The 21,410-nt window shown below is 71.4% G+C and carries 24 protein-coding genes; 13 read left to right on the top strand and 11 right to left on the bottom strand.

The window, feature by feature from the left end; genetic code table 11:
- Positions 1 to 2: 2 nt before the first annotated feature.
- From ispE to JR065_RS13700, 3 genes are read right to left on the bottom strand one after another with little or no spacing between them, the layout of a single operon-like run.
- Positions 3 to 866, bottom strand: coding sequence for a 4-(cytidine 5'-diphospho)-2-C-methyl-D-erythritol kinase (gene ispE, locus JR065_RS13710; RefSeq protein WP_206234827.1), 864 nt, complete (start codon positions 864 to 866; stop codon positions 3 to 5).
- Positions 863 to 1,516: a lipoprotein insertase outer membrane protein LolB gene (gene lolB / locus JR065_RS13705; protein WP_206234826.1), complete on the bottom strand. Its 654-nt coding sequence runs from the start codon at positions 1,514 to 1,516 to the stop codon at positions 863 to 865. The genes ispE and lolB overlap by 4 nt, the downstream gene beginning before the upstream one ends.
- A complete protein-coding gene (locus JR065_RS13700) occupies positions 1,513 to 3,210 on the bottom strand; it encodes a tetratricopeptide repeat protein (RefSeq protein WP_206234825.1) in 1,698 nt (565 codons plus the stop codon). Before JR065_RS13700 ends, lolB begins: the two co-directional genes overlap by 4 nt.
- Before the next feature lie 66 nt (positions 3,211 to 3,276).
- Between JR065_RS13700 and hemA the strand changes: the two genes are divergently transcribed.
- The 8 genes from hemA to ppk2 all read left to right on the top strand — a co-directional run bounded on the left by hemA (position 3,277) and on the right by ppk2 (position 10,321).
- Positions 3,277 to 4,560 (top strand): glutamyl-tRNA reductase, encoded by a 1,284-nt coding sequence (gene hemA, locus JR065_RS13695; protein ID WP_206234824.1) that lies wholly within the window; start codon positions 3,277 to 3,279, stop codon positions 4,558 to 4,560.
- Positions 4,538 to 5,623: a peptide chain release factor 1 gene (gene prfA / locus JR065_RS13690; RefSeq protein WP_206234823.1), complete on the top strand. Its 1,086-nt coding sequence runs from the start codon at positions 4,538 to 4,540 to the stop codon at positions 5,621 to 5,623. Before hemA ends, prfA begins: the two co-directional genes overlap by 23 nt.
- Positions 5,620 to 6,072, top strand: coding sequence for a GNAT family N-acetyltransferase (locus JR065_RS13685; protein ID WP_206234822.1), 453 nt, complete (start codon positions 5,620 to 5,622; stop codon positions 6,070 to 6,072). The genes prfA and JR065_RS13685 overlap by 4 nt, the downstream gene beginning before the upstream one ends.
- 40 nt (positions 6,073 to 6,112) lie before the next feature.
- Positions 6,113 to 7,819, top strand: coding sequence for a tetratricopeptide repeat protein (locus JR065_RS13680; RefSeq protein WP_206234821.1), 1,707 nt, complete (start codon positions 6,113 to 6,115; stop codon positions 7,817 to 7,819).
- Between the two features lie 151 nt (positions 7,820 to 7,970).
- Positions 7,971 to 8,603, top strand: a complete 633-nt coding sequence (locus tag JR065_RS13675; protein ID WP_206234819.1) for an antibiotic biosynthesis monooxygenase — start codon at positions 7,971 to 7,973, stop codon at positions 8,601 to 8,603.
- 76 nt (positions 8,604 to 8,679) lie between these two features.
- A complete protein-coding gene (gene moaB, locus JR065_RS13670) occupies positions 8,680 to 9,198 on the top strand; it encodes a molybdenum cofactor biosynthesis protein B (protein WP_206234818.1) in 519 nt (172 codons plus the stop codon).
- 14 nt (positions 9,199 to 9,212) lie between these two features.
- The gene (locus tag JR065_RS13665) at positions 9,213 to 9,548 is read left to right on the top strand and encodes a helix-turn-helix domain-containing protein (protein WP_206234817.1); all 336 of its coding nucleotides are present in this window, start codon (positions 9,213 to 9,215) and stop codon (positions 9,546 to 9,548) included.
- Complete coding sequence (gene ppk2 / locus JR065_RS13660; RefSeq protein ID WP_206234816.1) at positions 9,545 to 10,321, top strand: polyphosphate kinase 2; 777 nt, start codon at positions 9,545 to 9,547, stop codon at positions 10,319 to 10,321. The genes JR065_RS13665 and ppk2 overlap by 4 nt, the downstream gene beginning before the upstream one ends.
- A 165-nt stretch (positions 10,322 to 10,486) precedes the next feature.
- Here the strand turns inward: ppk2 and JR065_RS13655 are convergent, their stop codons facing one another.
- From JR065_RS13655 to JR065_RS13645, 3 genes are read right to left on the bottom strand one after another with little or no spacing between them, the layout of a single operon-like run.
- Positions 10,487 to 10,753: an acylphosphatase gene (locus tag JR065_RS13655; RefSeq protein WP_206234815.1), complete on the bottom strand. Its 267-nt coding sequence runs from the start codon at positions 10,751 to 10,753 to the stop codon at positions 10,487 to 10,489.
- On the bottom strand, positions 10,753 to 11,376 hold the full coding sequence (locus tag JR065_RS13650) for a TlpA family protein disulfide reductase (RefSeq protein ID WP_206234813.1): 624 nt from the start codon (positions 11,374 to 11,376) through the stop codon (positions 10,753 to 10,755). The genes JR065_RS13655 and JR065_RS13650 overlap by 1 nt, the downstream gene beginning before the upstream one ends.
- Positions 11,373 to 12,647: a YihY family inner membrane protein gene (locus JR065_RS13645; RefSeq protein WP_206234812.1), complete on the bottom strand. Its 1,275-nt coding sequence runs from the start codon at positions 12,645 to 12,647 to the stop codon at positions 11,373 to 11,375. The genes JR065_RS13650 and JR065_RS13645 overlap by 4 nt, the downstream gene beginning before the upstream one ends.
- 75 nt (positions 12,648 to 12,722) lie before the next feature.
- Between JR065_RS13645 and wrbA the strand changes: the two genes are divergently transcribed.
- The 4 genes from wrbA (at position 12,723) to ybaK (ending at position 14,771) form a co-directional block, all read left to right on the top strand.
- Positions 12,723 to 13,319 (top strand): NAD(P)H:quinone oxidoreductase, encoded by a 597-nt coding sequence (gene wrbA / locus JR065_RS13640; RefSeq protein WP_206234811.1) that lies wholly within the window; start codon positions 12,723 to 12,725, stop codon positions 13,317 to 13,319.
- Complete coding sequence (locus JR065_RS13635) at positions 13,316 to 13,657, top strand: DUF2069 domain-containing protein (protein ID WP_206234810.1); 342 nt, start codon at positions 13,316 to 13,318, stop codon at positions 13,655 to 13,657. The genes wrbA and JR065_RS13635 overlap by 4 nt, the downstream gene beginning before the upstream one ends.
- 148 nt (positions 13,658 to 13,805) lie before the next feature.
- A complete protein-coding gene (locus JR065_RS13630; RefSeq protein WP_206234809.1) occupies positions 13,806 to 14,291 on the top strand; it encodes an asparaginase domain-containing protein in 486 nt (161 codons plus the stop codon).
- Between the two features lie 6 nt (positions 14,292 to 14,297).
- The gene (gene ybaK, locus JR065_RS13625; protein ID WP_206234808.1) at positions 14,298 to 14,771 is read left to right on the top strand and encodes a Cys-tRNA(Pro) deacylase; all 474 of its coding nucleotides are present in this window, start codon (positions 14,298 to 14,300) and stop codon (positions 14,769 to 14,771) included.
- Positions 14,772 to 14,859: 88 nt separating this feature from the next.
- Here the strand turns inward: ybaK and JR065_RS13620 are convergent, their stop codons facing one another.
- The 3 genes from JR065_RS13620 to sufT form a co-directional block, all read right to left on the bottom strand.
- A complete protein-coding gene (locus tag JR065_RS13620; protein WP_206234807.1) occupies positions 14,860 to 16,605 on the bottom strand; it encodes a S8 family peptidase in 1,746 nt (581 codons plus the stop codon).
- Positions 16,606 to 17,178: 573 nt separating this feature from the next.
- A complete protein-coding gene (locus JR065_RS13615; RefSeq protein WP_429001871.1) occupies positions 17,179 to 18,246 on the bottom strand; it encodes a branched-chain amino acid aminotransferase in 1,068 nt (355 codons plus the stop codon).
- Between the two features lie 135 nt (positions 18,247 to 18,381).
- Positions 18,382 to 18,933, bottom strand: coding sequence for a putative Fe-S cluster assembly protein SufT (gene sufT, locus JR065_RS13610; protein ID WP_206234804.1), 552 nt, complete (start codon positions 18,931 to 18,933; stop codon positions 18,382 to 18,384).
- 106 nt (positions 18,934 to 19,039) lie between these two features.
- On the opposite strand from sufT, the gene JR065_RS13605 reads away from it, so the two are divergent.
- Positions 19,040 to 19,459, top strand: a complete 420-nt coding sequence (locus JR065_RS13605; RefSeq protein ID WP_206234802.1) for a hypothetical protein — start codon at positions 19,040 to 19,042, stop codon at positions 19,457 to 19,459.
- 106 nt (positions 19,460 to 19,565) lie between these two features.
- Here the strand turns inward: JR065_RS13605 and JR065_RS13600 are convergent, their stop codons facing one another.
- Positions 19,566 to 21,023, bottom strand: a complete 1,458-nt coding sequence (locus tag JR065_RS13600; RefSeq protein WP_206234801.1) for an NAD(P)(+) transhydrogenase (Re/Si-specific) subunit beta — start codon at positions 21,021 to 21,023, stop codon at positions 19,566 to 19,568.
- A complete protein-coding gene (locus JR065_RS13595) occupies positions 21,020 to 21,319 on the bottom strand; it encodes an NAD(P) transhydrogenase subunit alpha (RefSeq protein ID WP_206234800.1) in 300 nt (99 codons plus the stop codon). Before JR065_RS13595 ends, JR065_RS13600 begins: the two co-directional genes overlap by 4 nt.
- Between the last annotated feature and the right edge of the window lie 91 nt (positions 21,320 to 21,410).

Raw genomic sequence — 21,410 nt, 5'->3', positions numbered from 1 at the left:
TGCTATGCCTGCAGCGCATCGAGCAGCGGCGAGCGCGTCACGCTCCCCGCCACCCAGGCGCGCAGGCCTTCCGGCAAGTCCGCCAGCGCGCGCTCAGCGGCAGCGCGATCGGCGAACTCGACGAAACAGCCGCTCCCCGACCCGGTGAGCCGCGGCGTGCCGATCCGCTTCAGCGCGTCGAACGCGGCCTGGACGGCCGGTTCGCGGCGAAGCAGCACCGGCTCGAACGCGTTGCCGAGCTGGGAACCTGAAACGAAGTCCGCCATTTTCACGGGCGCAGCATCCCGCGTCAAATCCTGCGATTGGAACAGAGCCGCAGTGGGCACATGAACGGCCGGATCCGCCAGCACGTACCAGGCCGGCGGCAGGGTCATCGGCGTCAGCCGCTCGCCCACCCCTTCGGCCCAGGCATCGCGGCCGCGCACGAACACGGGCACGTCCGCGCCCAGGCGCAGGCCGAGCGCCGCCAGCGCCTCCTCGTCCAGCCCGGCGCCCCACAGCGCGTTCAGGGCCACCAGCGCGGTGGCCGCGTCGGACGAACCGCCACCGAAGCCGCCGCCGGCTGGAATGCGTTTTTCGACGCAGATGTCGGCACCTTGACTGATATTGGCTTCATTTTGCAGCAACATCGCCGCACGGACCAGAAGGTCGTCGGCCTCCGCCACGCCCGGCACCGACTCACCGACGCGGGCGATGCGCGCGTCCGCGCGCAGGCGCAGATGCACCGTGTCGCCCCAGTCCAGCAGGCGGAACACGGTCTGCAGCTGGTGGTAGCCGTCGGCGCGGCGGCCGGTGATGCGCAGGAACAGGTTCAGCTTCGCCGGCGCCGGCCAGCTCGACCAGCGCCCGATTGCCGGCCCGTTCATAGCGCGGCGAAATCCCACTGGTCGAACAGCAGCCGCACCTTGGCATCGCCGCTGCGCGCCTCGATGCGCCGCGGCAGCGCCGGCCGGCCATCCGCAGGCGGATACCATTCCTGGAACTCGATCTCCCAGCCCATCTGCCGCAGCGCCTGCGGCCGCCCCTCGGCGTCGTAGCGGACCTGTTCGGGCGCTTGCGCATCGAAGGCGACCAGCCCGCGCACCCAGTCCGGCAGCAAGTTGACCGGAATCTCCCAACCGGTGGCCTCCAGCAGCAGTTGCTGGGCGTCCTCGCCCTCGCGCGTGCCGCCTTCCAGCCCTTCCAAACGGCCAGCCTCGGAATGGCTGTCGCCGATCAGGCGCCAGCTCTGCCGGGTCACCGGCGCGCTGAGCTCCACCTGGTACTGCCGCTGCTGCTGCCTCCAGTCGATGCGCCCGCTGCCGCCGTTGCGGCCCTTGGTGATCGCCGCGCGGCCCTGGAACGACCACTGCGGATGCGCGCGCAGCCATTGCCCACGTGCGGCCTCGGCCTGGCGCGCGGCGTCGCTGACCGCGGCTACCGGCACCGTCGGCGCCTGCCGCGGCGCCATCGAGGTGCACCCACCCAGCGCCAGCAACGCGCCGAGCCACCATCCCGCGCGCAGCGTCGCGGTCATGGCGCGACCTTTTCCATCGCCCGCTGCAGCGCGCGGTTCTTCGGATCGAGCTTGCGCGCCTCCTCGAAGTAGCGGTTGGCCTCCTCGCGCTTGCCCTGGCTCCACAACACCTCGCCAATGTGCGCGGCGATCTCCGGATCCTTGAACAGGCTCCAGGCGCGGCGCAGCTGCACCAGCGCTTCCTGGGTCTTGCCCAGCCGGTAGAGCACCCAGCCGTAGCTGTCGATGATCGCGGCATTGTCCGGATCGGCGGTGCGCGCGCGGTCGATCAGTTCCAGCGCCTCGCGGTAGCGGTGGGTGCGGTCGGCCAGGGTATAGCCGAGCGCGTTCAGCGCCGACACGTTCTCCGGCTCGGTGACCAGGATCTTGCGCAGATCGGCCTCGGCGCGGTCGATGCGGTCGCGCCGCTCCCAGGCCAGGCCGCGCGCGTACAGCAATGCGTTGTCGTCCGGATAGGCGGCCAGCCCGCGCGCGAACACGTCCAGTTCGCCGGCGTCGTCGCCGCTGCGCTGGCGCAGCTCGGCCTCCAGCACGTAGGCGTCGCGGCGCGCGGCATCGTCGGCGGAGGCGTCGCCCTGCAACGCGCGCGCCTCGGCGAACGCGGTCTCCTTCTGCCCCAGCTCGTACAGCGCGCTGGCGGCGCGCAGCCGCGCCTCGTTGCGCTGCGGGCCGCCCGGCACGCCGTGGTACCAGTCGACCGCCTCCTGGTAGCGCTTGAGGAATTCGGCCATCTTGCCGAGCAGCAGGCGCCGCTCCGGATCGGGCTTGGCGGCGCCCTTGCGCAGTTCCTCGTACAGCGCGGTCAGCGCCGCGTTGTCCTGCAGCTTGGCCAGCATCGACGCGCGCAGGCCGTAGTTCTGCGTGTCCTGCGGACCCAGCGCCAGCACCCGCGCCGCCGCGGCGGTGTTGCCCATCGCATCGTAGGCGTAGGCCAGCGCGCCGCGCAGTTCCGGATCCTGGACCGCCTTGGGTTCCACGCCCTGCAGCAGGGCCTGCGCCCGCTCGGTGTCGCCGGCCTGGTGCAGTTGGGTGGCATGCAGCAGCGCCACCCGCGGCTCGGCCGGGAAGCGCTTGACCAGCTGGTCGACGATGCGCTCGGCCAGCTTCGGCTGCTCCAGGCGCAGCGCCAGCCGCCCGAATTCCTGCCAGGCCTCGAGCTGGTTGGGAATGGCATTGGCGTCGAGCAGCTGGTCCAGCGCCTTGGCGGCCACGTCCGGATCGCGGCTGCCGCTGACCAGGGCGACCAGTGCGAAGCGCCAGCCGCGCGGGTCCGGATCGCGCAACAGCGCCACCAGGCCGCTGCGTGCCTTGCGCAGGTTGCCGGTGCGCAGCGCCAGCGATGCCTCGGAACTGCGCATCGCCAGCGATTCGGGCGCCCGTTCGCGCCACAGCGCCAGCGCCTGCGCGGCGCGGGCATTGTCGTTGGCCAGCATCGCGATGCGGGTCGCGCGCTCGGCCAGTCCGGCATCGCCGGGGGCGTCGTGGGCCGCGTCCAGGTACCAGCGCGACGCATCGGCCAACTGCCCGGCCTGCAACGCGAATTCGCCGGCCAGCACCGGCGTCAGCGAGGTCGTGGCGGCGCCCTGCGGCAGCGCGGCGGTGGCGGTCGGCACGGCCGGGGCGGCAACGGCGGCCGGGGCCAGCGCGATTGCGAACAGCAGCGGAAAGGTACGGATGCGTATCAATTCGGGCATCGGAAGCAGCCGGGCCGTAAAATGGGGCCCTGAATGGCCAGCAGCTTATCGCAAGCGACTGAACAGATGACGTTGTGGGTGCTTGGATTGAACCACCAGACCGCGCCGGTCGACCTGCGCGAACGGGTCGCCTTTGCCGGCGATGCGCTGCCGCGCGCGCTGCAGTCGCTGCGCGAGCTGCCGGGCGTGGCCGAGGCCGCGCTGCTGTCCACCTGCAACCGCACCGAGCTGTACGCGATCGCCGACGACGCGCAGCGCCTGGCCGGCTGGCTGGACGCGCAGGCCGCCGGCCTGCACGGCTACCTCTACCAGCACCAGGACGCCGACGCGGTGCGGCATCTGTTCCGCGTCGCCACCGGCCTGGATTCCATGGTGCTGGGCGAGCCGCAGATCCTCGGCCAGGTGAAGGACGCCTGGGCGCTGGCGCGCGAACACGGGGCGATGGGCGGGCGCCTGGACCGCCTGTTCCAGCAGACCTTCGCGGTGGCCAAGCGCGCGCGCACCGACACCCGCGTCGGCGCCAATCCGGTGTCGGTGGCCTCGACCGCGGTGCGCCTGGCGCAGAACTCCTTCGCCCGGCTGAACGAATCCACCGTGCTGCTGATCGGCGCCGGCGAGACCATCGAGCTGGCGGCCAAGCACCTGAGCGAAGGCCGCGTGCGCCGGCTGCTGATCGCCAACCGCACCCTCGCCCACGCGCAGGAGCTGGCCAGCCGCCATGGCGGCGTGGCGCTGCCGCTGAGCGAGCTCGATCGCCACCTGCAGGACGCCGACGTGGTGTTCTCGGCCACCGCCAGCCGCGAGCCGATCGTCACCCGTGCGCAAGTCGACGACGCGCTGCGCCGGCGCAAGCACAAGCCGATGCTGCTGTTCGACCTGGCGGTGCCGCGCGACATCGAGGCCGGCGTCGCCGAACTCGCCGACGCCTACCTGTACACCGTCGACGACCTGGAACGCGCGGTCGAGGACAACCGCCGCGGCCGCCGCGAGGCGGCCGAGGCCGCCGAGGCGATCATCGACCTGCAGGTGCTGCGCTACGTCGAGACGCTGCAGGCCAGCACGCGCCAGGCGCCGCTCAAGCGCCTGCGCGCGCACGGCGACAGCACCCGCGACGACGTGCTGGCCAAGGCGCGGCAGCAGCTGGCCAACGGCAAGCCCGCCGACGAGGTGCTGGAATTCCTCGCCAACACGCTGACCAACCGCCTGCTGCATCCGCCCACCGCGGCGCTGCGCGAGGCCGCGCTGAGCGGCGACGCCGAGCTGGCGCGCGCGGCCGAACGCCTGTTCCCGGAAAAACCGGGCTATCTCCACCCTATCCTGAAGACCGATGACACCGACCCTGCGCCGTAAGCTGGAGGCGCTGGCCGAGCGTCGCGAAGAACTCGAACGCCTGCTGTCCGATCCGGAGGTGGTGAGCGACAACGCGCGCTTCCGCGACTACTCGCGCGAGTTCGCGCAGCTGGAACCGGTCGCTGCCGCGCTGGCCGACGAGGCCAAGGCCAAGGCCGACCTGGCCGCGGCCGAGGCGATGCGCGCCGATCCGGAGCTGCGCGAGCTGGCCGAGGAAGAGATCGCCGCGGCGCAGGCGCGGCTGGTCGCGCTGGACGAACAGCTGGCGCTGTTGCTGCTGCCGCGCGACCCGCGCGACGAGGGCAACCTGTTCCTGGAGGTGCGTGCCGGCACCGGCGGCGACGAAGCGGCGATCTTCGCCGGCGACCTGTTCCGCATGTACGCGCGCTACGCCGAACGCCAGGGCTGGAAGGTCGAGGTGGAATCGGACAGCCCCGGCGAGCATGGCGGCTACAAGGAGGTGGTGGCGCGCATCGTCGGCCGCGGCGCGTATTCCAAGCTCAAGTTCGAATCCGGCACGCATCGCGTGCAGCGGGTGCCGGCGACCGAGTCGCAGGGCCGCATCCACACCTCGGCGGCGACGGTGGCGATCATCCCCGAGGCCGACGACGTGGAGGAGATCGCGATCAACCCGGCCGACCTGAAGGTGGACACGTTCCGTTCCTCCGGCGCCGGCGGCCAGCACGTCAACAAGACCGAATCGGCGATCCGCATCACCCACCTGCCCACCGGCACGGTGGTGGAATGCCAGACCGAGCGCAGCCAGCACGCCAACCGCGACAAGGCGATGAAGCGGCTGAAGGCGCAACTGCTCGACGCCGAGCGCAGCAAGCAGGCCGCCGCCGAGGCGCAGACCCGCAAGCTGCAGGTGGGCAGCGGCGACCGCAGCCAGCGCATCCGCACCTACAGCTACCCGCAGGGACGCATCACCGACCACCGCGTCGAAGGCCTGACCCTGTACGACCTGCCGAACGTGATCGAAGGCGACCTGGATGCGCTGATCGAGCGGCTCAGCCACGAGCACCAGGTCGACGAACTGGCGCGCCTGAGCGACAGCCCGTGAGCGTGCAGGTGCGCCACGCGCAGCCGCAGGACCTGCCGCCGCTGGCGGCGCTGTTCGACGGCTACCGGCAGTTCTACGGGCAGCCGGCCGACCTGGCGGTGGCGCGCGCGTTCCTCGGCGAGCGCATGGCACGCGGCGAGTCGGTGCTGCTGCTGGCCACGCGCGATGGCGACGCGGCCGGATTCGCCCAGCTGTATCCGTCGTTCTCGTCGGTGCGCGCGGCGCGCGTGTGGATCCTCAACGACCTGTTCGTGTCGCCGGCGCATCGCCGCGCGGGCGTGGCGCAGGCGCTGCTGGACGCCGCCGAACGCCATGCGACCGACGACGGCGCGGTGCGCATCGTGCTGGAGACCGCACGCGACAACCACCAGGCGCAGGCGCTGTACCGCGCGCAGGGCTGGATGCAGGACGACACCGCGCTGCATTTCCACAAAGCGCTGCGGCGATGACCCGGCCGCGGCTCGCGCTGCGACCGCACGGCGGCCGCGCATGAACGACGCGGCCTCCGAGGAGCTGTGCCAACTGCGCGATGCGGTACAGCGCGACCCGAACGACTTCGTCGCCTGGGTGATGCTGGCCGATGCCGAGCTCGGCGCCGGCGCGGTCGACGCCGGCGAACGCGCCGCGCTGCGCGCGCTGCAGCTGCACCCCGGCCATCCCGAGGCGCTGGCGCGGCTCGGCCGCACGCGCTGGACCCAGGGCCGCCACGCCGAGGCCGCCGCCGCGCTGCGCCAGGCGCTGCAGCAGGCGCCGCAGCATCCCGGCATCGCGCTGTGGCTGGGCCATGCGCTGGAGGACAACGGCGAGGCCGAGGCCGCCGCGCAGGCCTACGAACGCGCACACGCATTGCTGCCGCAGGAGCCGTCGATCGCCGCGCACCTGCTGAACTGGCGCCGCAAGCTGTGCGACTGGCGCGGCCTGGACGCTTTGTCGCTGCAGGTCCGCGAGGCGGTGCGCCGCGGGCATCCGGCGGTGGAGCCGTTCGCCTTCCTCAGCGAGGAGGCCGGCCCGGCCGAACAGCTGGCCTGCGCGCGCAACCGCGCGCGCGCGCTGGCGCAGGCGATCGCGCCACTGCCGGCGCCGGCGTTGCGCACGCACGGCGCGCTGCGCGTGGGCTTCCTGTCCAACGGCTTCGGCGCGCATCCGACCGGGCTGCTGACCGTGGCGCTGTTCGAGCGGCTGCGCGCGCAGTCGGCGCTGCAGGTGCACCTGTTCGCGCTCAACCGCGACGACGGCAGCGCGATCCGCGCGCGCCTGCGCGCCGCGGCGCACGCGCTGCACGACATGGCCGGGCAACCGCACCGCGCGATCGCCCAGCGCATCCGCGACGCCGGCATCGACCTGCTGTTCGACCTGCGCGGCTGGGGCGGCGGCGGCGCGCCGGAGGTGCTGGCGATGCGTCCGGCGCCGATCCAGATCAACTGGCTGGCCTATCCCGGCAGCACCGGCGCGCCGTGGATGGACTACGTGATCGGCGACGGCTACGCGCTGCCGGACGCGCTGGCGCCGCACTACAGCGAGCAGGTGCTGCGCCTGCCGCGCGCGTTCCAGCCCTCGGACGACACCCGCCAGGTCGGCGAGCCGCCGTCGCGGCGCGACTGCGGCCTGCCAGAGCGCGGCGTGGTGTATTGCTGCTTCAACAACAGCTACAAGCTCAATCCGCGCAGCGTGGCGCGGATGCTGGCGACGCTGCACCAGGTGCCCGGCAGCGTGCTGTGGCTGCTGTCCGGCCCGGGCCAGGCCGACGCGCGGCTGCGCGCGGCGGCGCAGCGGCAAGGGGTGGATCCGGCGCGCTTGGTGTTCATGCCCAAGCTGGCGCATCCGCACTACCTGGCGCGCTACCGCCATGCCGACCTGTTCCTGGACACGCACCCGTACAATGCGCATACCACCGCTTCCGATGCGCTGTGGGCCGGCTGCCCGGTGCTGACCTGCCCTGGCGAGAGCTTCGCCGCGCGCGTGGCCGGCAGCCTCAACCACCACCTCGGCCTGGACGCGTTGAACGCGGTCGACGACGCGGCCTTCGTAGCCACCGCGGTGCGGCTGGGCAACGACCCGCAGGCCTTGGCCGCGCTTGGTGCCCGCGTGCGGGAGCGGCGTGATGCCAGCGGCCTGTTCGACATGCGCGGCTTCGCCAACGACTTCAACGCCTTGATCGAGCACACGGCGCGCCGCCACGGCTGGCAAGCGGGATGAGGCGACCCCGTGCTGCGATCGCCGCGCAGGTGCGGCGACCGCGGCGGCGCATGCGCCTCGACGTGGCCGACCGACCCGGCGCGATCGATGCTTGACCTCGAGTCGGGTCGAGGTTGGACACTGCGCGTCCCGCCCCGCCACTGCCCCGACGATGCGCGCCGACCTCGCGTTCCCCCTGCCCTGCCCGGACGCGCATGCCGTCCTGGTCACCACCGCGCCCGCCTCGCAGTGCGCCGGCGCGATCGCCGCGCTGCAGCGCCAGGCATGCGGGCCGTGGCTGCACGCGCTGGCCTGGCTGCGATCGATCGATGCCGCGCACGACCTGCTGTACCTGCAATGCCGCCACGACCCGGACGCGGCCGGCGCCGCGCTGCGGGCGCTGCTCGCCGCGCCGGCCATGGCGCCGATCGGGCAGGCATACCGCCGCGTCCGCAGCGGCGTCTCCGATCCGCGGCGCCTGCCCGGCTGCATCGTGGTCACCACGCTGGCGACCGCCGATACGGCGCAGGCGCGGCGGCACGGCGACGCCGCCTTCGCGGCGATGCAGGACGGCGCGCATGCGCTGCGCGGGCTGATCGCCTCGCACCTGCACTTGGCCGACGACGCGCGCTCGCTGCTCGAGTACGCCGAATGGACCAGCGACGACGCCTACCGGCGCGCGCTGCAACGGGATCCAAAGCGGCTTCCGCTCGCCCACCTGCCCACAGCCACGACGCAGCGCTACCGGCTGCACGAGGTGTTCAGGCCCGGCATCTCCGCCGCCGCGCTGCGGCGCCGGGCGTGACCGGGTCGCCGCGCGGTAAGCCAGCGGTCATGCCGCCGCGCTGTACGCCGGCCGGACGAGCCGCTAGGCTGCGGGCATGAGCGCCAAAGCCGATTTCATTGCATTGAACCTGTGCGTGCTGACCGTGTCCGATACGCGCAGCCTGGCCGAAGACAGTTCCGGCGACTACCTGGTGTCTGCGCTCGGCGAGGCCGGCCACCGCCTGTACGCGCGCGAACTGCTGCCCGACGACCGCTACCGGATGCGCGCGGTGGTGTCGGCATGGATCGCCGATCCGCAGGCCGACGGCATCCTGGTCACCGGCGGCACCGGCTTCACCGGCCGCGACTCCACCCCCGAAGCGCTGCTGCCGTTGCTGGACAAGCAGATGCCCGGCTTCGGCGAACTGTTCCGCGCGATCAGCTTCGAGGAGATCGGCACCTCGTCGCTGCAGTCGCGCGCCTTCGCCGGCCTGGCCAACGCCACCTTCCTGTTCTGCCTGCCGGGCTCCACCTCGGCCTGCCGCACGGCATGGGAAAAGATCGTCGCCGCGCAGCTGGACGCGCGCACCCGGCCATGCAACCTGGCCACCTTGCGCCCGCGCCTAAAGGAATGACCCTGGGAGCCCCGATGTCGCTGGATACCACGCTGCGCCTGCTGGCCAAGGCCAGCGGCATGACCGCCGCCGATATCGCCGCGGCCATCCCGCGCGCCGGCGCGGCCACGGTGAAGGCCTGGCTGGCCGGGGAGAAGATGCCCGGCCGCGACCAGCTCAACGCGCTGGCGCGCGCCTTCGGCGTTCCCGCCGGCGCGCTGCTCGGCGAGCTGGCCAGCCAGCTCGACCCGGCCCGCACCCGCGGCGAGCACGGCCTGCTGCAGGCCTACCGCGAGCTGGACCCGCGCCAGCAGGGCGCGTTGCTGGAAGTGGCGCGCAGCATGGCCGGCCAGCGCGGGCGCCGCAAATGAACAAGCTGCGGCGCAAGGACTATCTGGCGTTGATGCAGCCGCTGCAGCTGGAGCTGATCGAACTGGCGCAGTGGCTGCGGCATACCGGCGGGCGCGTGCTGGTGCTGTTCGAAGGCCGCGACACCGCCGGCAAGGGCGGCGCGATCCAGGCCATCGCCGAGCACCTGAACCCGCGCCAGTGCCGGGGGGTGGCGCTGCCCAAGCCCACCGACCGCGAGAGCACGCAGTGGTACTTCCAGCGCCATGTGGCGCATCTGCCGGCGGCCGGCGAGATCGTGCTGATGGACCGCAGCTGGTACAACCGCGCCGGGGTCGAGCGGGTGATGGGTTACTGTAGCGATGCCGACTATCACGCCTTCCTGCGCCAGGCGCCGCTGTTCGAGCAGATGCTGGTCGACGACGGCATCCGCCTGTTCAAGTACTGGCTGTGCGTGGACCAGGCGCAGCAGGAAAAGCGCTTCGCCGAGCGCCTGGAGGATCCGTTGAAGGGCTGGAAGCTGTCGCCGATCGACCTGCAGTCGCGCGCGCAGTACGCCGACTACACCCGCGCCCGCGAAGCGATGCTGGACGCCACCCACCGCACGCATGCGCCGTGGACGCTGGTCGATTTCAACGACCAGAAGCGCGGCCGGCTCACCCTGATCCGGCACCTGCTCGACCAGCTGCCGGACACCCGCGTGCAAGAACCGGCGCTGGAACTGCCGCCGTTGCCGCACAAGCCGCGCAAGGAGAAGTTCGGGGTGCTTGAACCGATCGCGCCGTATCTGGGGTGAAGCCGGGTTCGGGACTCGGGACTCGATGATGCAGCCCGCACCTGACGCTGCAATGGTTTTCTGTAGGAGCGGCTTCAGCCGCGACCGGACGTCTCCGTAAAGACGCGGCCGGATTGCAACCCCTTCTGCAGCCGCATGCGCGTGTGGATTCCCAAGATTCCGGCTTTAACCGATCGCGAAGCCGGCCGCCACCGGCTCCGGCCATGGCTCGCGCGACACCTGCACGACCCGCGCCGCCGGCGGGCCGTGCTGCAGCCATTGCGCCAGCGTCTCCAGCGCCGCAGCCTCGCCAGCGGCAACTACCTCGACGCGGCCGTCGGCCAGGTTCCGCGCGTACCCGTCCAGCCCCAGCGCCTGCGCGCGCTCGCGGGTCGAGGCGCGGAAGAACACGCCCTGCACCCGGCCGCTGACCAGGAACCGCGCCGCCGCCATCAGCCCGCGGCCTTCGCCCTGCCGCCCGCCTGGCCGCCGCCGGCGGCGATCGCCGCCTCGATGTCGTGCGCGGTGACCGGGCCCAGGAACTGCTTGCTCAGCTTGCCGTCCGGGTCGATCAGATAGGTCATTGGCAGCCCGCGCGGGGTGGCGAAGTCGGCCGGCGGGGCGTAGGTGTCGACGATCACCACCGGATAGGCCACCGGATGCTCCTTCAGGAAGGCCTGCATGTCAGCCGGCTCGATATCCTCGTAGGCCAGGCCCACCACCTCGATGTTGTCGCGCATCACGTGCAGCGCCGACAGCTCCGGCATCTCCTTCAGGCACGGCGCGCACCAGGTGGCCCAGAAGTTCACCACTACCCACTGCCCGCGATGCGCGGCCAGATCGTAGTCGCTGCCGTCCACCGCCTTCATCTTCAGCGACGGCTGCGGGCGGGTCTCCTGCACCACCGCCGGGGTTTCCGGCGCAGCGGGCGTGGCCGGCGGCGCGGCAGCCGGCGGCGCGGCCGGAGCCGGGGACGATGCGTCGGCCGGCGCGGCGGAGCCGGCCGGCGGCTGGCGCTCGCAGGCGCACAGCAGCGCCGCGACGGCGAGCAGCGGGAGCAGGATGCGCGGGGTCATGCGGTGTCTCCGGTATCGGGGTAGAGGTCGCCGACGCGCCGTTTCAGCACGTCGCGCAGCGGCATGCGCAGTTCGTCCAGCGCGCGGGACGCGGCCTGTCCCAGCGCATCGTCGCGGCACGGCAGGTAGGCTTCGGCGATGGGAATGCGCAGCTGGCAATTCTCGTACAGTTCGGTCAGCGGCACATCGTGCAGGTCGCGCGACAGCAGCCACTCGCCGCGCTCGCTGAAACTGAGCAGGCGGATGCTTTCCAGTTCGCACAGCAGTTCCTGCACCAGCGAGTCGGTCAGCATCGGCTCCAGTTGCAGGATCTGGTCTTCGCGCAGCCCGCGCCCTTCGCGCCGCGCCTGCGCGAAACGGCCGAGCAGGCGCAGCAGGCCGTACAGTTCGTAGCCGGCCGGCAGGCGCATCGCCGCCGGCTGGTAGCGGTACGCGGAGATCGACGACGACAGCGAGGCGCCGAGCAGTATCCCGACCCAGCTCAGGTAGGTCCACAGCAGGAAGATCGGCACGAACGCCACCGTGCCGTAGATGCGCTGGTAGGACTGGAAGCTGCCCAGGTACAGGCTCAGCCCCCCCTTCACCAGCTCCAGCAGCGCCACCGCCAGCAGCGCGCCGGGCACCGCGTGGCGCAGCTTGACCGTGTGGTGCGGCACCACCCGGTACACCAGCACGATGCAGGCGAACTCGATCAGCACCGGCGCCAGGCCCAGCGCCAGCTGCGCCAGCAGCCGGCCTTCGGTGGTCTTGAACAGCGGCAGGGCGAAGAACCGCGCCGACATCGCCAGCGACGCGGCGGCGAGGAACGCGCCCAGCGTCAGCACGGTCCAGTACACCAGGAAGCGGGTGAAACGCGGGCGTGCCGAGGCCACCCGCCAGATGCGGTTGAAGGTCTGCTCGACGCTGTTCAAGGTGATCAGCAGCGACACCATCAGCGCGATCACGCCGGCCGCGGTCAGTTCCTTGGCGCTGGCCGAGAACTGCCGCAGGTAGGTCTCCACCGCGCGCGCGGCGCTGGGCACGAAGTTGGAGAACACGTAGTCGCTGAGCTGGTCGCTCCAGCGGTCGAACACCGGGAACGCCGACAGCACGCCGAACACCACCATCGCCAGCGGCACCAGCGCGAACACCGTGGTGTAGGCCAGCGAACCGGCGGCCTGAAACAGGCGGTCGTCGAGGAAGCGCCGCCACAGGAACCGCGCGAAGCTGGTGACGCGGGCGCGGTCGCGTACCCGTTCCATCCAGTGATTGAGCGTGTCCAGTGGCTGCATCGGGCAAGGGTACCCGATGCGCGCGATGCCCGGCATCGCCGATACTGGGCGCCGTTTCCAGCGCAAGAGGGCCGCATGGCCGAGATCCTGGTCCTGTACTACAGCCGCGGCGGATCGGTGGCGCGGCTGGCGCGGCAGATCGCGCGCGGCATCGGCGAAGTGCCCGGAATGGGCGCGCGCCTGCGCACGCTGCCGCCGGTGGCGGCGGTGACCCAGGCCAGCGCCCCGCCGGTGCCCGACAGCGGCGCGCCGTACGTGGACGCCGACGACCTGCGCGACTGCGTCGGCCTGGCCCTGGGCAGCCCCACCCGTTTCGGCAACATGGCCGCGCCGGTCAAGCACTTCATCGACGGCCTGGGCGCCGAATGGGCCAGCGGCACGCTCGCCGGCAAGCCGGCGGCGGTGTTCACCTCCACCGCGTCGCTGCACGGCGGGCAGGAAGCGACGCTGCTGTCGATGCACATCCCGCTGCTCCACCACGGCTGCGTGATCGTCGGCATCCCCTACACCGAGCCGATGCTCAGCAGCACGCGCAGCGGCGGCACCCCCTACGGCGCCAGCCATGTCGCCGGCGCCGACGACGACCCGCAACCCAGCGACGAGGAAGCGCACCTGGCGCGCGCGCTGGGCCGCCGCCTGGCCGGCATCGCGCAACGGCTGGCGCAGCCATGAGCGGGGCGCGCCTGCGCTACGCCCTGGTGGCGACCCTGCTGGCGCTGGTCGCGCTGTACGCGGCCTGGTTCCACGACGACCGCCACCGCCTCGCCGCGCTGCTGGTGTTCGCGCTGCCGCCGTTGCTGATGGCGATCGGCGTGTTCCGCGGCTCGGCAGTGGCGCGCTTCTGGGCCGGCGTGTTCGGGCTGTTCTGGTTCAGCCACGGGGTAATGACCGCCTGGAGCCATCCGCCGCAGCGGCTCTACGCGTGGGCGGAGCTGCTGCTGGCGCTGCTGGCGATCGGCCTGTCCAGCGCGCCCGGCGTGCGCGCGCGCTTCGGCCGCAAGCGCGGTTAGCCGCCGGAACCCTTGGCTTGGCGCAAGCGACGGCGCGCGGCCCGGCAGACGCGGCTTCTCGGCGGCGAGGCGCCGGCCCTGGCCCACGCCGTATCATGGCGGCCTCGCGCCGCCGCAGCGGCGCTCCGTCATGCACTAGGAACCGGCAATGGAAGAACTCCTGATCGTCACCACCGGCGGCACGATCGACAAGATCTACTTCGACGACAAGTCCGACTACCAGATCGGCGATCCGCAGATCGGCCAGATCCTCAAGGAACTGGGCGTGACCTTCCGCTTCACCGTGATTCCGATCATCCGCAAGGACTCGTTGCACATCACCGACGAAGACCGCGAACTGATCCGCGCCACCGTGGCCGCGCAGTCGGCGCGCCACGTGCTGATCACCCACGGCACCGATTCGATGGTGCAGACCGGGCAGGTGCTGAAGACGATTCCGGACAAGACCATCGTGATGACCGGCGCGCTGAACCCGGCGCGCTTCCGCGGCTCGGACGCGGAGTTCAACATCGGCTGCGCAGTCGGCGCGGTGCAGTCGCTGCCGGCCGGGGTCTACATCGCGATGAACGGCCGGATCTGGGATCCGCAGAAGGTGCGCAAGAACGTGGCGGCCAACCGTTTCGAAGCCGCCTGAGCCGCGATGTCCAAGGCCACCCGCGCGACCCGGGCACTGGACGCGGCCGGCGTCGCCTATCGGCTGCACCCCTACGACTACGAGGCCGAGGCCGGCGCGAAGGGCCTGCAGGCCGCGCAGGCGCTCGGCCTGCCGCCGGAGCGGGTGCTCAAGAGCCTGATGGCGTGGGTCGACAGCCGCGCGGTATGCGTGGTGGTCCCGTCCGACCGCCGCGTGCAGCTGAAGAAGCTCGCCGCCGCCGCGGGCGGCAAGTCGGCACGGATGATGGAGGTGGCCGAGGCCGAGCGCCGCACCGGCTACAAGGTCGGCGGCATCAGCCCGCTGGGCCAGCAGCGGCCCGCGCCGGTGCTGATCGAGCGCGCGGCGCTGGGCGCAAGCAGCGTGTGGTTCAACGCCGGTCAGCGCGGGCTGCTGCTGGAGATGGCCGCCGAGCAGGTGCTGGACGCGCTGCAGGCGCGCGCCTGCGACCTGTGCGAGTAGGCGCGGCCGGCGCCGGCGCAAAAAAAGCCCCGCGCCGGAACGCGGGGCCGTGGCTGGCGCGATCAGGGCGTATCGCCCTGCGGCGCGCTCAGTAGTTCGCGGTCAGGGTCACGCCCGAGAACGTGCTGTACGCCTTGACCCGCACGTAGTACGTGCCGGCGCTGGGCGCGTTGAAGGTGCAGGTCTCGTTGTTGCCGTTGAGGTACGGACGGCAGCCGTAGGTGGTGTCGGTCGGCGCGCTGCCGAAACGCACGTACAGGTCGGCATCGCCGCTGCCGCCGGCGATGGTCACGCTCAGCGAACCGACCCCGGCCGGCACCGCCACCGTGTAGTTCAGTTCGGCGCCGCTGCTGGCGCCCAGCCCGGTGACCGGCACGCCGTCCTGCAACTGGTTGCCGGGGCCGGGGCCGGGACCGCCGCCGCCCAGCGCCGAGGTCACCGCGGCGTTGGCGTCGAGCAGGCCCGAACCGCATCCCTGCGAGCACGAGAAGCTGGCGGCGGTGTTCTTGATCGTCGTCTCGACCTGCGCCGGGGTCAGCGGCGACGGCGCGACCGACTGCATCAGCGCGACCACGCCGGCCACGTGCGGGGCCGCCATCGAGGTGCCGTTGTAGGACGCGTAGCTGGCGCTGCCCGGCGTGGTGGTGCCGGAATTGAGCGTGGACAGGATGCTCGAGCCCGGGGCGGAGATGTCGATGCCGGCGCCGTAGTTCGAGTAGCTCGCCTTGGCGCGCGAGGAGGTGGTGGCCGCCACCGCGATCACGTTGGCGCAGTTCGCCGGCACCGAGCCGGACACGTTCGCGGCGCTGTTGCCCGCCGCCACCACCACCGTGGTGCCGCGGCCCACCGCGCCGTTGATCGCGTTCTGGTAGGTGGTCGAGCAGGTGCCGCCGCCGCCGAGCGACATGTTGATCACCTCGGCCGGGGTGGTGTTGGCGGGAACCCCGCTGACCGAGCCGCCGGAGGCCCAGACGATCGCATCGGCGATGTCGGAGGTGTAGCCGCCGCAGCGGCCCAGCACGCGCACCGGCAGCACCTTGGCGCCGAACGCGGTGCCGGCCACGCCGACCGCGTTGTTGGTCTGCGCGGCCACGGTGCCGGCCACGTGGGTGCCGTGCCAGCTGGAATTGGTCACCGGCGAACCGCTGTAGCACTCGTTGGCCACCGGGTTCCAGTCGCCCTCGTCGGCCGGGTTGGCGTCGCGGCCGTCGCCGTCGCGCGAGACGAAGGTGTCGCTGATGAAGTCGTAGCCGGGCAGGATGTTGGCGTTGAGATCGGCATGGTTGGTGATGCCGGTGTCGATCACCGCCACCACCACGCCGGTGCCGGTGGCCTGGTCCCAAGCCGGGCGCACGTTGATGCCGGCGGTGCCGGTGCCGAATGCCCACTGCGAGGACAGGCTGGGGTCGTTGGGGGTCAGCGTGGCGGTCATGCGCTGGTCGACCTCGACGTATTCCACGCTCGGGTCGGCGGCGAGCCGGCGCATCAGCGTCTCGGCCTCGGCACGGTCGAGCGGGCGGTCGGCCTTGACCACTTCCGGGCCGATCGCCAGGCGCCGCAGCGAGGTCAGGCCAAGCGCGCGGCCGCTCTTGCCCGGCACCGCGGCCGCGGCGGACGTGAGCGCGCGCTGCAGCGACGACGGCGCCGCCCGTTCGGCGCTGCCATCGCGGTACTTGACGATGAAACGCTGCACGGTGGGTTCGGAGGACAGGCCGGACAGGTTGACCTCGCCGGCGAATGCCGGGGTCGCCAGCAGCAGCGAGCTCAGTGCCGACGCGCCCACCACCACCAGCCACGTGCGCTGACGCGAACGACGTTGCGAAATATCGGACATCGGAACTTCCTTATCGTTGAATGGCCGCGAAGCGGCGATAGTTCGGCGACGATGCGTTCGGCGCAGGGCTGAACGCAGCATCAAGCCGAGAGGCCGGACCAGCCCCCTGTTGCCGTCCGTTCATCGAACCTAGTCAATTGCGCAGGTCAATACAATGGCGTACGGAGGCCTGCCGCTAGGAAATCCGTCGTCCAAAACGCCGTTCCGTGACGTCCATCAACGGCGTTCAGCCGGTTATTGCACGCCTGGCGCTGCGCTGCGCCACGGCGACGCCACCCGAGAGACAGGAATTGACGCTTCGCGACCGATGCGGGACATCGGTTGGCTGGAGGCACAGAGCGGGCCACGATCAGGTTCGGACTAGCGCACCGCTGCCCCGAACGCATGGCGGCACGCCTGCAGGCGCGCCGCCGGCATCACGTAGTTATGGCCGGCCTGGCGGCAGCGGCGCGACACAGGCGGCGAACGGATGGTGGGCAAGTCCGGGCCGCGCGTCGGGCGGCGGACGTCGCAGGCGCCAGGGCGGTGCCCGCGGCGGCAGTATCCGCCGCGGCATCTATCTCCCTGCGCCGCTCAGGCGTCCAGACGCAGCAGCCAGCCGTGGCGGTCGGGCACGCGGCCGTACTGGATGTCGGTCAGCTCCTGGCGCAGCGACAGGGTCACCGGGCCGGCCGGCGCGGTCAGGTCGCCCACCGAGAAGTCCTTGCCCTTCAGCTGCCCGATCGGGGTCACCACCGCCGCGGTGCCGCAGGCGAAGATCTCGGCGATCTCGCCGGAGGCCACGCCATCGCGCCATTCGTCGATGGTCACCTGGCGCTCGACCACCTGCATGCCGCGATCGCGCGCCAGCTGCAGGATGCTGTCGCGAGTGATGCCCTCGAGGATGCTGCCGGACAGCGCCGGGGTCACCAGGCTGCCGTCGCGCATCACCAGGAACACGTTCATGCCGCCCAGCTCCTCCAGGTACTTGCCTTCGACCGGGTCCAGGAACAGCACCTGCGAGCAGCCCTGCGCCTGCGCCTGCTGCTGCGGCAGCAGCGAGGCGGCGTAGTTGCCGCCGCACTTGGCCGCGCCGGTGCCGCCCTTGGCCGCGCGCGCGTAGTCGGTGGACAGCCAGATCGCTACCGGCGCCACGCCCTTGGCGAAGTACGCGCCGGCCGGGCTGGCGATGACGTAGTAGCCGGCCTTCTGCGCCGCGCGCACGCCCAGGAACGCCTCGTTGGCGATCATGAAGGGGCGGAAGTACAGGCTGGTCTCCGGCGCCGACGGCACCCACGCGGCATCGACCGCGATCAGCTGGCGCAGCGATTCGACGAACAGCTCCACCGGCAGCTCCGGCAGCGCCAGGCGCTGCGCCGAGCGCTGCAGGCGCTTGCCGTTGGCGGCCGGGCGGAAGGTCCAGATCGAATCGTCGGCATGGCGGTAGGCCTTGATGCCCTCGAAGATCTCCTGGCCGTAGTGCAGCACCGACGCGGCCGGGTCCAGCTGCAACGGGCCGTAGGGGCGCACCTGCGCATCGTGCCAGCCCTGTTCGCGATCCCATTCGATCGCGACCATGTGGTCGGTGAAGTAGTTGCCGAAGCCCGGGGCGGCGAGGATCTGCGCGCGCTCGGCGTCGCTGCGGGCGACGCTGGACCGGATCTGGCGGAAATTCGAAGACGACTCAGTAACGGACACCGGGTTTTCCTGTGGGTAGTCGTAGGGACGGCCGCGGCCGCTGCGTAGTCTACGCACCGGCGGCGCCGCTCCCCGAAACCCGGGCCCGGGCGCAGCGGGTCAGAGCATGCCGGTTTCGAGGCGGGCGGCCTCGGACATCATATGCCGGCCCCACGGCGGATCGAACACCAGCTCGACGTCGGCCTCGGCGATGGTCGGGATCATCTCCAGCTTGCTGCGCACGTCGTCGACCAGGATCTCGCCCATGCCGCAGCCCGGCGCGGTCAGCGTCATCTTCACCTCGACCGTGCGCTGGCCGTCGTCGCGCGGGTGCATGTCGACCTCGTAGATCAGGCCCAGGTCGACGATGTTGAACGGGATCTCCGGGTCGAAGCAGGTGCGCAGCTGCTGCCAGATCAGCGCTTCGACCTGTTCGTCGCCAGCATCTTCGGGCAGTTCCAGCCCCGGCGCCGGCTCCTTGCCGATCGCATCGCCGTCCTTGCCGGCGATGCGGAACAGGTTGCCCTCCACGAACACCGTGTAGCTGCCGCCCAGCGCCTGGGTGATGTAGCCGTAGCTGCCGGCAGGCAGGGTCACCGCGTCGCCCTGCGGCACCATCACCGCCGCGCAATCGCGTTCGAATTGGACAGGTTCGCTGCTGCGTGAGTACATGGAGGCGATATGGGGCCGTGCCCCGCCGGTGCAAGTGCGCCAGTTTATCCGAGTGCGCGGGCGGCGCGCCGGAGAGTATCCTGTCTCCACTTTCCGGGAACATCGAATGCCGCCCTCTTCCATGCCGGCCAGGACCTCGCACTGGCTATGGCCCTTGCTGCTGTGCCTGGGCTGCATCACCGCGCTGATCGGATGGATGCTGGTCGCACTGAGCCTGGGCCACCAGGCCGGCTGGATGGCGATCTTCGTCGCCCTGGAGATCGCCTGGATGCTGCGCCTGGGCACGCTGCGCGCCGGCCCGCTGCGGGTGGGCGTGGCGCTGGCCGCCACCGTGCTGGTGATCGTCGCCGCCAACTGGGGCATCGCCTCGGCGCACATGGGCGCGGTGATGGGCCTGGACCCGTGGGATTCGGCGCTGAAGATGGGCGCGCACTACGCGTGGACGCTGACCGTGCTGGCCAACCGCCCCAGCGACGTGCTGTGGCTGGGCATCGGCCTGGCCGTGGCGTACTTCAGCGCGCGCTGAGGGCGGCGGTCGCGGCTGAAGCCGCTCCTACAGTGCTCCCGTACCCCTGTAGGAGCGGCTTCAGCCGCGACCGATACTTCGCCGGAGCCGATTGCCGGACGCCGGCTCAGTGCCCGCCGTCCAGCGCCTTCAGCTCGCTGACCAGCGCGCCGGCCGCCTCGGCGCCGTCGCCGTAGAGCATGCGGGTGTTGTCGGCATAGAACAGCGCGTTCTCGATGCCGGCAAAGCCCGTGCCCTTGCCGCGCTTGATCACGATGGTGTTCTTCGAATTGACCACGTCCAGGATCGGCATGCCGTAGATCGGGCTGGCCGGGTCGGTCTTGGCCACCGGGTTGACCACGTCGTTGGCGCCGATCACCAGCGATATGTCGGTGTTGGCGAACTCGGGATTGATGTCGTCCATGTCGGCGATCAGGTCGTAGGGCACGCCGGCCTCGGCCAGCAGCACGTTCATGTGCCCGGGCATGCGCCCGGCCACCGGGTGGATCGCGAACTTGACCTTGACCCCGCGCTCGATCAGCCGCTGCGCCAGCTCCCAGATCTTGTGCTGCGCCTGCGCCACCGCCATGCCGTAGCCGGGCACGATCACCACGCGCTCGGCGTAGGCCATCATCGCCGCCACGTCGCCGGCCTCGATCGGCTTCTGCGCGCCGCCGATCTCCTGCGCCTGCGCACCGCCGCCGCCGAAGTTGGAGAACAGCACGCCGCTGATCGGCCGGTTCATCGCCTTGGCCATCAGCCGGGTCAGCAGGATGCCGGCCGCGCCGACCATCATGCCGGCGATGATCAGCGCCTCGTTGCCGAGCACGTAGCCCTCGAAGGCCACCGCCAGGCCGGTGAAGGCGTTGTACAGCGAGATCACCACCGGCATGTCGGCGCCGCCGATCGGCAGCGTCATCAGCACGCCCAGCGCCAGCGCCACCACGAAGAAGGCGACGATCGCCACCGGGCTGAGGCTGATCGCGGCCCACGCGCCGAGCGCGAGCATCGCCACGAACACCAGCAGGTTGAACGCCTGCTGGCCGGGGAAGGTGACGCGCTTGTCCAGGCGCCCGTCGAGCTTGGCCCAGGCGACGACCGAACCGGACAGCGAGATCGCGCCGATCGCCGAGCCGACGATGGCCAGCGCCAGCGTGGTCGCATCGGGCTGGCGCGCGGCCAGCGCGGCGATCGCGCTCTCGCTCCAGTGCGAGGTGTCGCGGTGCGCCAGGAACGAAAAGCGCAGCAGCTCCACCGCGCCGATCGCCGCCGCCGAGCCGCCGCCCATGCCGTTGTACAGCGCGACCATCTGCGGCATGTCGGTGATGGCGACCTTCTTGGCCGAGATCCACGCCGCGCCGGTGCCGATCACGATCGCCAGCAGGATCAGGGTCAGGTTGTGCAGGCCGGGCAGGAAGAACGTCGCCGCGGTGGCCAGCAGCATGCCGAAGCCGGCCCAGTGGATGCCGCTGCGTGCGGTCTTGGGCGAGGCCATGCGCTGCAGGCCGAGCAGGAACAGGGTGGCGGCCACCAGGTAGCTGACCTTGACCAGCCACGACAGCGCGTCTGCGGTGGTCGGGCTCACGGCTTGGACTCCGGCTTCTTGCTGGACTTGAACATCTCCAGCATGCGCTCGGTGACCACGTAACCGCCGGCGGCGTTGCCCGCGCCGAGCAGCACGGCGATGAAACCCACCGCCTTCTCCAGCGTAGTGTCGGCGTGGCCGAGCACCACCATCGCGCCGATCAGCACGATGCCGTGGATGAAGTTGGAACCGGACATCAGCGGCGTGTGCAGGATCACCGGCACCCGCGAAATGATCACATGGCCGGCGATGGCCGCCAGCATGAAGATGTACAAGGCTACGAAACCGTCGCTCATTCTCAGCTCCCCGGGCGCCGTGCCCGACCGCCCGCATCATAACCGCGTGCTGAATCCATGCGCGATTGCCGGCCGCCGCAGCGTCCATCGC

This window comes from Xanthomonas sp. (assembly GCF_017163755.1).
Taxonomy (GTDB): Bacteria; Pseudomonadota; Gammaproteobacteria; order Xanthomonadales; family Xanthomonadaceae; genus Xanthomonas_A.
The sequence above is the reverse complement of the archived record's forward strand: the minus strand, read 5'-3'. Positions and strand labels throughout refer to the sequence as shown.